The organism is Trichococcus alkaliphilus, from assembly GCF_003008695.1.
GTDB classification, from domain to species: Bacteria; Bacillota; Bacilli; order Lactobacillales; family Aerococcaceae; genus Trichococcus; species Trichococcus alkaliphilus.
This window is the reverse complement of record NZ_PXZT01000002.1, coordinates 148,110-163,628: the sequence shown is the minus strand read 5'-3', so window position 1 is coordinate 163,628 and position 15,519 is coordinate 148,110. Positions and strand designations below refer to the sequence as shown.

Annotated in this window: 20 protein-coding genes and 1 pseudogene; all 21 read left to right on the top strand. The window is 42.3% G+C overall.

Translation table 11 applies throughout. The annotated features are described in order from the left end of the window. The first annotated feature begins 79 nt into the window (after window positions 1-79). The 21 genes and pseudogenes from lysS to rplE all read left to right on the top strand — a co-directional run bounded on the left by lysS (window position 80) and on the right by rplE (window position 15,505). Window positions 80-1,558 carry a lysine--tRNA ligase gene (lysS, locus tag C7R73_RS02410; RefSeq protein WP_106449090.1) on the top strand — a complete coding sequence of 493 codons (1,479 nt, stop codon included), beginning with the start codon at window positions 80-82 and terminating at the stop codon, window positions 1,556-1,558. A 345-nt stretch (window positions 1,559-1,903) separates the two neighbouring features. After that, window positions 1,904-2,320: a 30S ribosomal protein S12 gene (gene rpsL / locus C7R73_RS02405; protein WP_086987317.1), complete on the top strand. Its 417-nt coding sequence runs from the start codon at window positions 1,904-1,906 to the stop codon at window positions 2,318-2,320. A 45-nt stretch (window positions 2,321-2,365) separates the two neighbouring features. Beyond that, window positions 2,366-2,836: a 30S ribosomal protein S7 gene (rpsG, locus tag C7R73_RS02400; protein ID WP_068559002.1), complete on the top strand. Its 471-nt coding sequence runs from the start codon at window positions 2,366-2,368 to the stop codon at window positions 2,834-2,836. Window positions 2,837-2,953: 117 nt separating this feature from the next. Next, complete coding sequence (gene fusA, locus C7R73_RS02395) at window positions 2,954-5,044, top strand: elongation factor G (protein ID WP_086987667.1); 2,091 nt, start codon at window positions 2,954-2,956, stop codon at window positions 5,042-5,044. Between the two features lie 120 nt (window positions 5,045-5,164). Then, a complete protein-coding gene (gene tuf / locus C7R73_RS02390; RefSeq protein WP_086987318.1) occupies window positions 5,165-6,352 on the top strand; it encodes an elongation factor Tu in 1,188 nt (395 codons plus the stop codon). Window positions 6,353-6,922: 570 nt separating this feature from the next. Further along, a pseudogene (locus C7R73_RS02380) lies at window positions 6,923-8,125 on the top strand (ammonium transporter); the annotation flags it as partial. Window positions 8,126-8,182: 57 nt separating this feature from the next. Continuing rightward, window positions 8,183-8,707 (top strand): P-II family nitrogen regulator, encoded by a 525-nt coding sequence (locus C7R73_RS13800; protein ID WP_275658086.1) that lies wholly within the window; start codon window positions 8,183-8,185, stop codon window positions 8,705-8,707. Window positions 8,708-9,111: 404 nt separating this feature from the next. Further along, complete coding sequence (gene rpsJ / locus C7R73_RS02375) at window positions 9,112-9,420, top strand: 30S ribosomal protein S10 (RefSeq protein ID WP_068558995.1); 309 nt, start codon at window positions 9,112-9,114, stop codon at window positions 9,418-9,420. 38 nt (window positions 9,421-9,458) lie between these two features. Continuing rightward, window positions 9,459-10,097 carry a 50S ribosomal protein L3 gene (gene rplC, locus C7R73_RS02370; protein WP_068558993.1) on the top strand — a complete coding sequence of 213 codons (639 nt, stop codon included), beginning with the start codon at window positions 9,459-9,461 and terminating at the stop codon, window positions 10,095-10,097. A gap of 26 nt (window positions 10,098-10,123) precedes the next feature. Then, window positions 10,124-10,747: a 50S ribosomal protein L4 gene (gene rplD, locus C7R73_RS02365; protein ID WP_068558991.1), complete on the top strand. Its 624-nt coding sequence runs from the start codon at window positions 10,124-10,126 to the stop codon at window positions 10,745-10,747. Further along, on the top strand, window positions 10,747-11,031 hold the full coding sequence (rplW, locus tag C7R73_RS02360; protein ID WP_068558989.1) for a 50S ribosomal protein L23: 285 nt from the start codon (window positions 10,747-10,749) through the stop codon (window positions 11,029-11,031). The genes rplD and rplW overlap by 1 nt, the downstream gene beginning before the upstream one ends. 34 nt (window positions 11,032-11,065) lie before the next feature. Continuing rightward, window positions 11,066-11,896 carry a 50S ribosomal protein L2 gene (gene rplB, locus C7R73_RS02355; protein ID WP_106448940.1) on the top strand — a complete coding sequence of 277 codons (831 nt, stop codon included), beginning with the start codon at window positions 11,066-11,068 and terminating at the stop codon, window positions 11,894-11,896. A 53-nt stretch (window positions 11,897-11,949) separates the two neighbouring features. Next, the gene (gene rpsS, locus C7R73_RS02350) at window positions 11,950-12,231 is read left to right on the top strand and encodes a 30S ribosomal protein S19 (RefSeq protein WP_068558985.1); all 282 of its coding nucleotides are present in this window, start codon (window positions 11,950-11,952) and stop codon (window positions 12,229-12,231) included. A gap of 20 nt (window positions 12,232-12,251) precedes the next feature. Further along, entirely contained in the window at window positions 12,252-12,608 is a 357-nt protein-coding gene (rplV, locus tag C7R73_RS02345) for a 50S ribosomal protein L22 (protein WP_106448939.1), read from the top strand. Window positions 12,609-12,611: 3 nt separating this feature from the next. Beyond that, the gene (gene rpsC / locus C7R73_RS02340; RefSeq protein ID WP_086987320.1) at window positions 12,612-13,268 is read left to right on the top strand and encodes a 30S ribosomal protein S3; all 657 of its coding nucleotides are present in this window, start codon (window positions 12,612-12,614) and stop codon (window positions 13,266-13,268) included. A 3-nt stretch (window positions 13,269-13,271) separates the two neighbouring features. Further along, complete coding sequence (gene rplP / locus C7R73_RS02335; RefSeq protein ID WP_068558979.1) at window positions 13,272-13,706, top strand: 50S ribosomal protein L16; 435 nt, start codon at window positions 13,272-13,274, stop codon at window positions 13,704-13,706. Next, window positions 13,696-13,890, top strand: coding sequence for a 50S ribosomal protein L29 (gene rpmC / locus C7R73_RS02330; RefSeq protein ID WP_068558977.1), 195 nt, complete (start codon window positions 13,696-13,698; stop codon window positions 13,888-13,890). The genes rplP and rpmC overlap by 11 nt, the downstream gene beginning before the upstream one ends. A 27-nt stretch (window positions 13,891-13,917) precedes the next feature. Beyond that, window positions 13,918-14,184, top strand: a complete 267-nt coding sequence (gene rpsQ, locus C7R73_RS02325) for a 30S ribosomal protein S17 (RefSeq protein WP_086626911.1) — start codon at window positions 13,918-13,920, stop codon at window positions 14,182-14,184. Window positions 14,185-14,227: 43 nt separating this feature from the next. Beyond that, complete coding sequence (gene rplN / locus C7R73_RS02320) at window positions 14,228-14,596, top strand: 50S ribosomal protein L14 (protein WP_068558973.1); 369 nt, start codon at window positions 14,228-14,230, stop codon at window positions 14,594-14,596. Between the two features lie 34 nt (window positions 14,597-14,630). Further along, window positions 14,631-14,939 (top strand): 50S ribosomal protein L24, encoded by a 309-nt coding sequence (rplX, locus tag C7R73_RS02315; RefSeq protein WP_068558971.1) that lies wholly within the window; start codon window positions 14,631-14,633, stop codon window positions 14,937-14,939. A 26-nt stretch (window positions 14,940-14,965) separates the two neighbouring features. Beyond that, window positions 14,966-15,505 (top strand): 50S ribosomal protein L5, encoded by a 540-nt coding sequence (gene rplE / locus C7R73_RS02310; RefSeq protein ID WP_106448938.1) that lies wholly within the window; start codon window positions 14,966-14,968, stop codon window positions 15,503-15,505. The last annotated feature ends 14 nt before the right edge of the window (window positions 15,506-15,519 follow it).

Below are 15,519 nucleotides of genomic sequence, written 5' to 3'. Positions count from 1 at the left end.
GCAATATTAAGAAGATTATGAAACAAGTAGATTTAAGAACGGAGTGACCTCATTGAGTCAAGAAAAACATTCAGAAGAAATGAATGACCAATTACTGATTCGCCGTGAAAAAATGCAGACTTTACGCGAAGAAGGAATTGAACCCTTTCAAAATGGTTTTGTAAGAACACATTTATCCGCAACTATCCATCAAGATTTCGATGCTTTTACGAAAGAGGAAATCGAAGAAAAAGATGAGACGATCGTTTCCGTAGCCGGAAGAATCATGACAAAACGCGGCAAAGGCAAGGTTGGCTTTGCGCATTTGCAGGACAGCAAAGGCCAAATCCAGATCTACGTGCGCAAAGACGCTGTTGGGGAAGAGAATTATGCGATCTTTAAGCAGGCCGATCTAGGCGACATCATTGGCGTAACTGGCCCGATCATGAAAACCGATGCCGGTGAAGTCACCATCAAACCGACGCAGCTTGTGCATTTGACGAAAGCTTTGCGTCCGTTGCCTGACAAATATCATGGGTTGACGAACGTTGAACAGAAATACCGTCAACGCTACCTTGACTTGATCAGCAACAAAGAGAGCTTCAATAAGTTCGTGCAACGCAGCCAGATCATCAGCGAAATCAGAACTTACCTGAACGGTCTTGGTTACCTGGAAGTTGAAACGCCGACTTTGCATAATATGGCCGGTGGGGCAACCGCAAGACCGTTCATCACGCACCACAACGCATTGGATATGGAATTGTACATGCGCATCGCATTGGAGTTGCACTTGAAACGTCTTGTGATCGGCGGCATGGAAAAGGTTTATGAAATCGGTCGCGTATTCCGTAACGAAGGGATCGATACAACCCACAATCCGGAATTCACGATGTTGGAAATGTATACAGCCTATACGGACTTCCACGATGTGATGGAAGTGGTTGAAGGCATCTTTGAGACGGTTACAACAAAAGTCAAAGGCTCCTCAACAGTGGTCTATGACGGTACTGAAATCAACTTGGCCGGACCATACCCGCGCATCCACATGGTTGACGCAGTCAAAGCCGTTACAGGCGTCGATTTCTGGGCACCGATGACTGACGCAGAGGCGCAAGCTTTGGCGGAAAAACACAATGTGCCGTTCACGAAGAACATGACGGTAGGACACATCATCAATGAATTTTTCGAGGCATTTGTGGAAGACACGTTGGTTCAGCCGACATTCATCTACGGTCATCCGCTGGCAATCTCGCCATTGGCACGTAAAAATGAAGAAGATCCGCGCTTTACGGACCGTTTTGAAATCTTCATCATGGGCAAGGAATACGGAAACGCCTTTACCGAGCTTACGGATCCGATCGATCAAAGAGAACGATTCGAAGCGCAAGCTATGGAAAAAGAGCAAGGCAATGACGAAGCGCATGGCGTTGACGAAGACTTCATCGAAGCTTTGGAATACGGTATGCCTCCGACAGGCGGATTGGGCATCGGCATCGACAGATTCGTTATGATGTTGACAGACAGTCAATCAATCAGGGACGTCCTGCTGTTCCCGACGATGAGAAATCTAGAGATTTAACTTAAATGTGAGGGGGGCTGCCGCAATTTGCGGTAGCCCTTTTGTATGTTTAGAGAATAGCGCGCTGCCGGCGCACCCGGAATCGAATGAAAAAAATGAAAAAAACGGAAAATATTGCAAATAATACAAGACAAATGGTTGACGGTCAGAAATATACATGTTATGATTCATAAGGTGATTTTATACACAGATTCCTGAACAATATCTTTCAGTCGTGCTGACTGGTGTATGATTGTCACAGAAAGAATAGTAGGTCGAAATATTCGATTTATTTATTTTTTTAACTAAAAAGGAACCACCTGGATGTGTGGACCTAGCTATCCCATCGAGGAAGGAGGAAAATCAATGCCTACAATCAATCAATTAGTGCGTAAACCTCGCAAATCTGCTATTGTAAAATCAACTGCTCCTGCTTTAGGAAAAGGTTACAATAGCTTCAAGAAATCTCAAACAAATACAAACTCACCTCAAAAGCGTGGTGTTTGTACTCGTGTGGGTACAATGACTCCGAAAAAACCTAACTCAGCGTTACGTAAGTACGCTCGTGTACGTTTGTCTAACTTGTTAGAAGTTACAGCTTACATTCCTGGTATCGGACATAACCTACAAGAACATAGCGTGGTGCTAATCCGTGGCGGACGAGTAAAAGACTTGCCAGGGGTACGTTATCATGTCGTTCGTGGCGCTCTTGATACAGCTGGTGTAGCCAACCGTATGCAAAGCCGTTCTAAATACGGAGCTAAGAGACCTAAGAAAAAATAATTAAACAATAAACGAAAAACAAAAGTTAAGGAAGGAGGAATTTGAATGCCTCGTAAAGGTCCAGTTACAAAACGTGAAGTAATGCCAGATCCGATTTACAATTCAAAATTGGTGACTCGTTTAATCAACCGTATCATGGTTGATGGAAAACGTGGTAAAGCTGCTACAATCTTATATAACGCATTTGAAATGATCAAAGAATCTACAGGAAACGACCCGTTGGAAGTTTTCGAACAAGCTATGAAAAACATCATGCCTGTTTTAGAAGTAAAAGCACGTCGTGTAGGGGGTTCTAACTACCAAGTTCCTATCGAAGTACGTCCAGATCGTCGTATGGCTTTAGGATTACGTTGGTTGGTAAACTACTCTCGTCTACGCGGTGAAGATACTATGGAAGAGCGTCTAGCTAAAGAAATTATGGATGCTGCTAACAACTCTGGTGCTTCAGTTAAGAAACGTGAAGATACACATAAAATGGCAGAAGCTAACAAAGCTTTCGCTCATTACCGTTGGTAAAATTTTCTTGCAAGAATTTTTTCTTGCAAGAAATTTGCTTTATGGTTGTATAAGTCACCATTTTTCCAATAAAATGGACTTGCAATTACTTTTACAAGAGAGAGGTGTTTGAAGAAGATGGCACAAAGAGAATTTTCTCTACATAATACGAGAAATATCGGTATCATGGCTCATATTGACGCTGGTAAAACAACGGCAACTGAACGTATTTTGTACTATACCGGTAAAATCCATAAGATCGGTGAAACCCATGAGGGTGCTTCACAAATGGACTGGATGGAACAAGAACAAGAACGTGGTATTACCATCACTTCAGCTGCTACTACTGCACAATGGAAAGGGTATCGCGTAAACATCATCGATACTCCTGGACACGTGGACTTCACTATTGAAGTTGAACGTTCCCTACGTGTATTGGATGGCGCTGTCGCTTTACTTGATGCACAATCAGGCGTAGAACCTCAAACTGAAACAGTTTGGCGTCAAGCTACAACTTATGGTGTTCCTCGTATTATATTCGCTAACAAAATGGATAAAATGGGTGCAGATTTCCTGTACTCTTTAGACACTCTCCATGACCGTCTGAATGCTAATGCGCATCCGATTCAATTGCCGATTGGTTCTGAAGATACATTCAAAGGTATCATCGATTTAGTCGAAATGAAGGCTGAAATCTATGACAACGACGAAGGTACTGAATACCATGAAGAAGATATCCCTGCGGAATATCTTGAAGCAGCTGAAGAATGGCATACTAAATTAGTTGAAGCTGTTGCGGAAACTGATGAAGCTTTGATGGAAAAATATCTTGATGGTGAAGAAATTACGAAAGAAGAATTGAAACAAGGTATCCGTACTGCTACATGTAATGTAGAATTTTTCCCGATGCTTTGCGGTTCTGCTTTCAAAAATAAAGGCGTTCAATTGTTGCTTGATGCAGTTATTGACTACCTTCCATCACCATTGGATGTTGCTGCCATCACAGGTACTGACGTAGATACTGAAGAACAAGTTGCTGTTCCTGCAAGCGACGAAGCGCCTTTTGCAGCCTTAGCATTTAAAGTTATGACTGACCCGTTTGTTGGCCGTCTGACATTCTTCCGCGTATATGCTGGTACTCTTCAAAGTGGTTCTTACGTTCAGAATGCCACTAAAGGCAAACGCGAACGTGTAGGCCGTATCCTACAGATGCATGCTAACCACCGTAACGAAATCCCAGAAGTATTTGCTGGAGATATCGCTGCTGCAGTTGGTTTGAAAGATACGACTACAGGAGACACTTTGTGTGATGAAAAGAAACAAGTAATCCTTGAATCCATGAATTTCCCAGAACCAGTTATCGAAGTTGCTATTGAGCCTAAATCAAAAGCTGACCAAGATAAAATGGGTATCGCGCTACAGAAACTTTCTGAAGAAGATCCTACTTTCCGTGCTTCCACTAACCCAGAGACTGGTCAAACGATCATCGCTGGTATGGGTGAGTTGCACTTGGACATCATCGTTGACCGTATGAGACGTGAGTTCAAAGTTGAAGCTACAGTAGGTGCTCCTCAAGTATCTTACCGTGAAACATTCCGTCAATCAGTTCAATCTGAAGGTAAATTCGTTCGTCAATCAGGTGGTAAAGGTCAATTCGGTCACGTATGGGTTGAATTTACTCCTAATGAAGAAGGAAAAGGCTTTGAGTTCGAAAATGCTATCGTCGGTGGGGTTGTTCCTCGTGAATACATCCCTGCAGTTGAAGCAGGTTTGAGAGACGCAATGGAAAACGGTGTGTTGGCTGGTTATCCTTTAGTTGACGTTAAAGCTAAATTGTATGATGGTTCTTACCATGATGTCGATTCATCTGAAACAGCATTTAAAGTTGCTGCTTCACTTGCTTTGCGTAACGCAGCTAAAAAAGCTGACCCTGCAATCCTTGAACCAATGATGGCTGTAGAAATTACAGTTCCTGATGACTATTTGGGAGATGTAATGGGTCATGTAAGTTCTCGTCGTGGACGTATCGAAGGTACTGAAGCACGCGGTAACGCACAAATCGTTAAGAGCAGCATTCCATTATCAGAAATGTTTGGATATGCTACAACTTTACGTTCTTCTACACAAGGCCGCGGAACGTTCTCAATGACATTCGATCATTACGAAGCTGTTCCTAAATCTGTTCAAGAAGAAATCATCAAGAAGAGCGGAAAAAATAGCGAAGAGTAATCTCGCTGTTGCTTAGCTTGTATATTGCTTTTTCGAGCACAAATCGGTATACTTTATACGATAGACGATTAAAGTCTAGACAAATTATAAGCACTCAATATGAGGAGGAAATGATTTAAAATGGCAAAAGTAAAATTCGACCGTTCAAAGCCCCATGTAAACGTTGGTACAATCGGACACGTTGACCATGGTAAAACAACATTAACTGCAGCTATCACAACAGTTTTAGCTAAAAAAGGGTTCGCTGAAGCATCTAACTATGCTGCAATCGACAACGCTCCAGAAGAAAGAGAACGTGGTATCACGATCAACACTTCTCACGTTGAATACTCAACTGAAACTCGTCACTACGCTCACGTAGACTGCCCAGGCCATGCTGACTATGTTAAAAACATGATCACTGGTGCTGCACAAATGGACGGCGCTATCTTAGTAGTTTCTGCTGCTGATGGCCCAATGCCACAAACTCGCGAGCACATCTTGTTGTCTCGTCAAGTTGGTGTTCCTTACATCGTAGTATTCTTGAACAAAGTCGACATGGTTGACGATGAAGAATTATTGGAATTAGTTGAAATGGAAGTTCGTGACCTGTTAACAGACTACGATTTCCCTGGCGACGATGTTCCTGTAATCGCTGGTTCAGCTTTGAGAGCTCTTGAAGGCGACCCAGCTTACGAAGAAAAAATCTTAGAATTGATGGCTGCTGTTGACGAATATATCCCAACTCCAGTTCGTCAAACTGACAAGCCTTTCATGATGCCTATCGAGGACGTATTCTCAATCACTGGACGTGGTACTGTTGCTACAGGCCGTGTTGAACGTGGACAAGTCCGCGTTGGTGACGAAGTTGAAATCGTCGGTATTGCTGAAGAAACTAAGAAAACAGTTGTTACCGGTGTTGAAATGTTCCGTAAATTATTGGATTACGCTGAAGCTGGCGATAACGTAGGAGCTTTGTTACGTGGTGTTACACGTGAGCAAATCCAACGTGGTCAAGTATTGGCTAAACCAGGTTCAATCACTCCACATACAACTTTCACTGCTGAAGTTTATGTACTTTCAAAAGAAGAAGGCGGACGTCACACTCCATTCTTCACAAACTACCGTCCACAATTCTATTTCCGTACAACTGACGTTACAGGCGTATGTAACTTACCAGAAGGCGTTGAAATGGTAATGCCTGGCGACAACGTTACTATGACTATCGAATTGATCCACCCAATCGCTATCGAAGACGGAACTAAGTTCTCTATTCGTGAAGGTGGACGTACAGTAGGCGCTGGCGTTGTAGCTTCAATCACTAAATAATTTTATTTCAAAATAAAATTCGGAAAACGGGAGCCTCGGCTCCCGTTTTTTTTTTGGAAAATTTCGATCCAGGAAGGCGCTCTTCAATAGAGCGTCTTTTTGTGTGGGGGGAGAGCAGTGGGGGCCCCGGAAAGGAAAGCCCAGAATTTTTACCATTTCAGTTCTATCTTTATTGGTGTTCACATTATATAGAAGAAACAGGATTTCCGACTGGGCTTGTTGAGGTAATCCATTCATTGAACGCAGCTATTTTACAGATATATTGCCCAATTTCCAACTTTTTTTGTTGTGACCTCATTCCATGTTAGGTTATATAACGTAATATTAGTGATTGAACCGTTTTCATGACACAGTTACAGCACTTATCGAGGGCGGAATAGCCTTTTATTTGCTGTTAGAGCAACTTGTGCAGTCTTATCCATCCGCAACGCCTTGTTAATGTCACATATCATCACATATGTCGTCATCATTTTGATGATTTTCTTTTTTTTAAGGTGTAAAGTAAGAAACATCACAAAGCAGTAATACACCAAAAAAATTATCAGCAGAAGGAGAATCTATATGGAGAACATTAATTATGCAGATACAACTTTCGTCTTCCTTGCAACGATTTTAGTCATGATGATGACGCCCGCTTTATCCCTATTCTACGGAGGGATGGTCCGGAAGAAAAATGTTCTCAGCACGACGATGCACAGTTACGCTGCCATCGCAATCGTTTCTATCCAATGGCTATTATTCGGATATTCTTTTGTATTCGGAGGCGACTCGAAATTTTTCGGCGATTTGTCTTTCACATTACTCAACGGTGTAGGCTTCACGCCGATTGATTATGCACCGACCATTCCGCATCAATTATTCATGATGTTCCAGATGGCTTTCGCAATCATCACCCCAGCCTTGATTTCAGGAAGCATTGCGGAACGCATGAAGTTCCCAGCATTCCTTGCCTTCATCCTTTTATGGACGACTTTCGTCTATGATCCGATTGCCCATTGGATCTGGGGAAATGGCGGTTGGATCCGCGAACTGGGTGCACTCGACTTTGCTGGCGGGAGCGTCATTCATATCAGTTCCGGTATATCTGCTCTGGTAGCGGCCATTTATCTTGGAAAAAGGAAAAATCACGATTCCGTCAAGCCACATAATATTCCGATGACTATGATCGGCGCCGGTCTATTGTTGTTCGGTTGGTTCGGTTTCAACGCCGGAAGCGCGCTGGCGATCAATGATATTGCACTGGATGCCTTCATCACGACAAACACTGCCGCTGCAACTGCCGGCATAAGCTGGATGATCTGCGAATGGATCATCCACAAGAAACCGACTGCACTTGGATTCGTCAGCGGGATCGTAGCTGGTTTGGTTTCCATCACGCCTGGTGCCGGATTCGTAAGCCCGATTTCAGCATTAGCCATCGGTTTCATCGGCGGAATCGTCTGCTTCTATGGCGTATCCGTCCTGAAGAAGAAATTTGATTATGATGATGCGCTTGATGCATTCGGTTGCCATGGCATCGGCGGAATCTGGGGCGGAATCGCAACAGGTATCTTTGCATCAAGCAGCATCAACCCTGCCATCGAAGGCGGTTTGGTTGACGGCAGCGCATCACTTTTGATAGCAGAAATAATCAGCATTTTGGCTGTACTTGCATACGCCGGCATCATGTCCTACCTCTTGTTGAAATTGATCAGTAAATTTATGCCAGTGCGTGTCTCTGCAGAAGAAGAAGAAATCGGATTGGATTATGCTCTCCATGGCGAAACAGCATATGGTAGTCTGGCTGTAGCACTGAGCGATACCAATTATTCAAATACAGCTGGATCGATTGTGCCGGGCGAATTGAGAACGGCTTTCCAAAAATTCCAAGAGCGCACTTTCGGAGGCAACGATCAGGAATTGGCCTTCGCGAATGCATCCCTTGAAGACTTGGACAAATCAGTGGTTGTGGAATACCAAGCCTCCGGCGCAACAACTGGCGGTCAAGGTCCACAAACAAAAATCACCAAAATAGAAATCATCACGAATGAAAGTAAATTTGAAGGTCTGAAAAAAGCGTTGAACAGTATCGGCATCACAGGTATGACCGTTTTCGATGTATTCGGCTACGGCATGCAAAAAGGCCACTCTACTTATTATCGTGGCGTCGAGACAGAAGCTGACCTACTGCCGAAGATCCGTGTCGAAGTTGTCGTCAGCACGGTTCCCGTCCAAGAAGTCGTGGACGCTGCCAGAAAAGCTTTGTACTCAGGCAATATCGGTGACGGAAAAATCTTCATCTATAATGTAGAAAACGTCATCCGCGTCAGCACAGGGGATGAAGGCAAGAAAGCTTTGGAATATCCGAACGAATAAGCAATAAGGGGTTGTCTCATACGAGACCGCCCCTTATTTAATTTTGTTACATTTCTTGAGTCCGACTATTCAACATGGCTAATGGGCTTGCATTCTTCTTGCGGATCAGTATAATAGTGAAGGGACAAAATGCTTCATAGTGCTCAGGCAATACTGGTCATTTGGATAATAACAGAAATTGAATATTATTTTCAGAAAAGACTTGCTTTAACTAATGCGATTATGTATAATATATTGGTACGGCATTCATGGTTATGAATAATGTATTGGGGACCGTTCATTCGGAAACTGCAGCTAAGAGACGAGAGGTTGCGACACACCCGGTCGCTTTGTCACGGCGGGTGTGCCGGGGAATTTTCGTGGAGCTAGTCTTATGAATTACATCTGACGAAGGAGGGAACAACATGGCAAAACAAAAAATACGTATTCGTTTAAAAGCATATGAACACCGTGCTCTTGATCAATCAGCGGATAAAATCGTGGAAACAGCAAAAAGAACGGGAGCTACCGTTTCTGGTCCGATTCCATTGCCGACTGAAAGATCACTATACACAGTGATCCGTGCTACTCACAAGTACAAAGATTCTCGTGAGCAGTTCGAAATGCTTACACACAAACGTCTAATCGACATCATCAACCCAACAACAAAAACTGTTGACGCTTTGATGAAGCTTGACTTACCAAGCGGCGTAGACATCGAAATCAAATTATAATCAAACCTATCATATAAAAAACAAACGGAGGTGTTACCATGACCAAAGGAATCTTAGGCAAAAAAGTAGGAATGACTCAATTCTTTACTGCAAACGGTGAGTTAGTACCAGTTACAGTTATCGAAGCTACTCCAAACGTTGTTTTACAAGTTAAAACCAACGAAACAGACGGCTACGAAGCGGTACAACTAGGCTACCAAGAAATGCGTGAAGTATTGTCAAACAAACCTGCTAAGGGTCATGCAGCAAAAGCAAAAACTGCTCCTAAGCGCTTCATTCGTGAATTTAACAATGTTGAGCTAGGAGAATACGAAGTAGGAAAAGAAATCAAAGTTGATATCTTTGCAGCCGGCGACATTGTTGATGTCACTGGTACCACTAAAGGACATGGCTTCCAAGGCGTAATCAAACGTCACGGACAAAGCCGCGGACCAATGGCCCACGGATCTCGTTACCATCGTCGTCCGGGTTCAATGGGTGCTGCTTCATTCCCATCCCGCGTATTCAAAGGTAAAAAATTAGCAGGACGTATGGGTAACGATCGCGTTACTATCCAAAACCTTGAAGTCGTTATGGTTGACGTTGAGAAAAACGTAATCCTGATCAAAGGTAACGTACCTGGTTCTAAAAAATCATTAATCGAAATCAAAGTAGCCCGCAAAGCTGCAAACAAATAATATAAAAGAGAGGAGGAACGAGAAAAATGCCAAACGTAGCCTTATTTAAACAAGATGGAACACAAAACGGTGAAGTAACTTTGAATGAAGAAATCTTTGGGATCGAGCCTAACGAAAACGTTGTTTACGATGCAATCATCATGCAACGCGCTTCTTTAAGACAAGGAACTCACGCAGTAAAAAACCGCAGCGCTGTCAGCGGTGGTGGTCGTAAACCATGGAAACAAAAAGGAACAGGCCGTGCACGCCAAGGTTCAATCCGTTCACCACAATGGGTTGGCGGTGGAGTTGTCTTTGGACCAACACCTCGTTCTTACAGCTATAAATTAAACAAGAAAGTTCGTCGCTTAGCTATCAAATCAGTTCTTTCAACGAAAGTTGCTGAAGGAGACTTGATCGTAGTTGAAACATTGAACTTCGACGCACCAAAAACAAAAGAATTTGCAAATGTGTTGAAAAACCTTAACGTTGATACGAAAGTATTGGTTGTTGTAGAAAACGACAACGATTTTGCAGCATTATCAGCACGTAACCTTCCTGGCGTAACAGTCGTTAACGAAACAGGAATCAACGTATTGGATGTTGTTTCAAACAACAAATTAGTCTTGACACAAGCTGCTCTTTCTAAGGTAGAGGAGGCTCTTATATAATGGAAGCAACAGACGTTATCAAACGCCCAATCATCACGGAAGCTTCTATGCTTGCAATGGATGAAAAGAAATATACCTTTGAAGTAGATGTACGTGCTAACAAAACATTAGTTAAACAATCTATCGAATCATTGTTCGGTGTAGATGTTAAAAACGTAAACATCATGAATGTACGCGGCAAACTTAAACGTATGGGCAAATACAAAGGCTATACAAAAAAACGCCGTAAAGCAATCATCACTTTGACTGAAAATTCTAAAACAATCGAATTATTCGAAAATTAATTTACTGAAATAATCAAATAGGAGGGGAAAAAACGTGGCGATTAAGAAATACAAACCTACCACAAACGGCCGTCGTAATATGACTGGTTCTGATTTCGCAGAAATTACAAAAACAACACCTGAGAAATCTTTGGTCGAACCAATCAAAAGAAAAGCCGGTCGCAACAACCAAGGTAAAATTACCGTTCGTCATCAAGCTGGTGGACACAAACGTGCTTACCGTGTGATCGACTTCAAACGTAATAAAGATGGAGTCATTGGTATCGTCAAAGCTGTCGAGTACGATCCAAACCGCACTGCAAACATCGCGTTGATCCAATATGTTGATGGAATCAAAACTTACATCATTGCCCCTAAAGGCATCGAAGTAGGCCAACAAATCGAATCTGGAGTAGGATCTGATATCAAAATCGGAAACGCTATGCCATTGGCAAACATCCCAGTCGGTACTGTTATCCACAACATCGAAACAAAACCAGGCAAAGGCGGTCAATTGATCCGTTCAGCTGGTACAAGTGCTCAAGTACTTGGACAAGAAGGTAAATATACACTAGTTCGTTTGAACTCAAGCGAAGTACGTTTAATCCTTTCAACTTGCCGTGCAACAATCGGTTCAGTAGGTAACGAACAACACGAATTGATCAACATCGGTAAAGCTGGACGTAACCGTTGGTTGGGTAAACGCCCTACTGTCCGCGGATCTGTAATGAACCCGAACGATCACCCACACGGTGGTGGTGAAGGTAAATCTCCAATCGGACGCAAAGCGCCAGTTACTCCTTGGGGTAAACCTGCTCTTGGTTACAAAACTCGTAGCAAGAAAGCTAAATCTAGCAAGCTGATCGTTCGTGGACGTAAAAAATAATTATCACAACAATAAGTGACTGAAGCAACACATAATCGAAAGGAGGCTTCACCATGGGTCGTAGTTTGAAAAAAGGACCTTTTGTCGATGAACATTTAATTAAGAAAGTTGAAGCTGCTCTAGCTAGCGAAAAGAAACAAGTAATTAAAACTTGGTCTCGCCGCTCAACAATTTTCCCACAATTCATCGGACAAACGATTGCAGTTTATGATGGAAGAAAACACGTTCCAGTTTACATTCAAGAAGACATGGTAGGACACAAATTAGGAGAATTCGCTCCAACAAGAACATACCGTGGCCATGCCGCAGACGACAAGAAAACAGGTCGCCGTTAATTACGAGGGGAGGAAATAACATGCCAGAACAAATCACAGCTGCAAAAGCATCTGCACAAACTGTTCGCATTGCCGCTCGTAAGGTTCGTTTAGTAGTGGATCTTATCAGAGGCAAGAGCATCGGAGAAGCAATCTCCATTCTGAAATTCACACCGCGTGGCGCTTCGCCCGTTGTAGAAAAAGTGTTGATGTCAGCAATTGCTAATGCAGAACATAATTATGACTTAGATATCGAAAGCTTGGTAGTAAGCGAGGCTTATGTTAACGAAGGACCAACGATGAAACGTTTCCGTCCACGTGCAAAAGGATCAGCTTCACCAATCTTGAAACGTACTAGCCACATCACAATCGTGGTATCAGAAAAGAAGGAGGGATAATCTGTGGGTCAAAAAATTCATCCATTAGGATTACGTGTCGGCATCATTCGTGACTGGGATGCTAAATGGTACGCTGAAAAAGATTACGCAGCTTTCTTACATGAAGATTTACGTATCCGTAAATACATCGCAAAGAACTTAAGCGAAGCTTCTGTTTCTAAAATTGAAATTGAACGTGCAGCTAACCGCGTGAACGTTTCTATTCATACTGCCAAACCTGGAATGGTAATCGGTAAAGGCGGTTCTGAAGTTGAAAAAACTCGTAAAGAGTTAAATGAACTTACTGGTAAAAAAGTACACATCAACATCGTGGAAATCAAAAGACCAGACTTGGATGCTAAATTAGTTGCTGAAGGTATCGCTAAACAGTTGGAAAACCGTGTAGCTTTCCGTCGTGCGCAAAAACAAGCAATTCAACGTACAATGAGATCTGGCGCTAAAGGGATCAAAACGCAAGTTTCTGGTCGTTTGAATGGTGCAGATATCGCTCGTGCTGAAACTCATGCTGAAGGAACTGTTCCATTGCATACATTGCGTGCGGACATCGACTACGCTTGGGAAGAAGCAGACACAACTTATGGTAAATTAGGCGTTAAAGTTTGGATTTACCGTGGTGAAGTTTTACCAGCAAAAAAAACAACTGAGAAAGGAGGGAAATAACCAATGTTAGTACCTAAACGTGTAAAACACCGTCGTGAGTTCCGTGGAAAAATGCGCGGAGAAGCTAAAGGCGGAAAAGAAGTAGTTTTCGGCGAATATGGTTTGCAAGCTGTTGACTCTCATTGGATCACAAACCGTCAAATCGAAGCTGCTCGTATCGCTATGACTCGTTACATGAAACGTGGCGGGAAAGTTTGGATCAAAATATTCCCTCACAAATCATATACATCCAAAGCTATCGGAGTCCGTATGGGTTCTGGTAAAGGGGCACCTGAAGGTTGGGTATCTCCAGTTAAACGCGGCAAGATCATGTTCGAAGTAGCAGGCGTCCCTGAAGAAGTGGCACGCGAAGCTCTACGTCTTGCATCTCACAAATTGCCAGTTAAAACAAAAATTGTAAAACGTAAAGAAATTGGTGGTGAATCGAATGAAGGCTAATGAACTTAAAGAGTTATCCACTGCTGAAATGATTGAAAAAGAAAAACAATTCAAAGATGAATTATTCAATCTACGATTCCAACTTGCAACCGGACAGTTAGAAAATACTGCCCGCTTGAAAGAAGTACGCAAATCAATTGCACGTATTAAAACTGTATTGCGACAACAAGAATTGCAAAAATAGTAGATCAGCAAAGGAGGTCACAACGAAATGACTGAAGAACGTAACCAACGTAAAGTCTACCAAGGTGTTGTTGTTTCTGATAAGATGGATAAAACAATCGTTGTAGAAGTATCTACAACAAAAACACATTCAACTTATGGTAAACGCGTTAAGTACTCTAAAAAGTACAAAGCACATGATGAAAACAACCAAGCTAAAATGGGAGATGTAGTTAGAATTATGGAGACTCGTCCTCTATCTGCTACTAAAAACTTCCGCTTGCTTGAAGTTGTTGAAGAATCAGTAATCATCTAATCAGACAAATAAATATTTTTATATCCGGAAGGAGGATACTGACGTGATACAAACAGAATCCCGCTTAAGAGTTGCCGATAATTCAGGCGCTAAAGAAGTGTTAACTATCAAAGTGTTAGGTGGTTCAAACCGCAAATTCGCAGGAATTGGTGATACAATCGTCTGCACAGTAAAACAAGCTACACCCGGTGGTGTTGTCAAAAAGGGTGACGTAGTTAAAGCTGTTATCGTTCGTACGAAACACGGCGCGCACCGTAAAGATGGTTCTTACATCAAATTTGACGAAAATGCTTGTGTAATCATTCGTGACGACAAGAGCCCTCGTGGAACACGTATCTTTGGACCAGTTGCACGTGAATTGCGTGACAACAACTACATGAAGATCGTTTCCCTTGCTCCAGAAGTATTGTAATCAACTGTCATAAATGAAGGAGGTGCAACAAAGCATGCACGTAAAAACTGGTGATAAAGTTAAAGTCATTACTGGAAAAGATAAAGGTAAAGAAGGAGTCATCCTTAAAACTTTCCCTAAAAAAGATCGTGTTATTGTCGAAGGCATTAATATTGTCAAGAAACATCGCAAAGCTTCTCAAACAAACCCAACAGGTGGAATTCTTGAAGAAGCAGCACCTATCCATGTTTCTAACATTATGTTAATTGATGCTAAAACTGGCGAACCTACTCGCGTAGGATCTAAAGTCGTAGATGGCAAAAAAGTCCGCGTTTCCAAAAAAACCGGCGAAATCATTGATTAATTATTAGAGGAAGGAGGATATTCTAAATGAACCGTTTAAAAGAAAGATACACAAAAGAAATCGTTCCATCATTGATGGAAAAATTTGAATACACATCAATTATGCAAACACCTAAAATTGACAAAATTGTCATCAACATGGGTGTGGGTGATGCAGTTTCAAACACAAAAAACCTAGATAAAGCAGTTGAAGAACTAACTTTGATCTCTGGTCAAAAACCAGTCATCACGTTAGCTAAAAAATCAATCGCTGCATTCCGTTTACGTGAAGGTATGCCTATCGGCACTAAAGTTACTTTACGTGGCGAAAGAATGTACGACTTCTTGGATAAACTAGTAACAGTTTCATTACCACGTGTACGTGACTTCCGTGGGATCAGCAAAAAATCTTTTGATGGTCGTGGAAACTATACTTTAGGTATCAAAGAACAATTGATTTTCCCAGAAGTTGACTATGATAGAGTCGACAAAGTACGTGGTATGGATATCGTTATCGTAACTACTGCTAACACTGACGAAGAATCAAGAGAATTATTGACACAACTTGGAATGCCATTCCAAAAATAAGCTAAGGAGGCGAA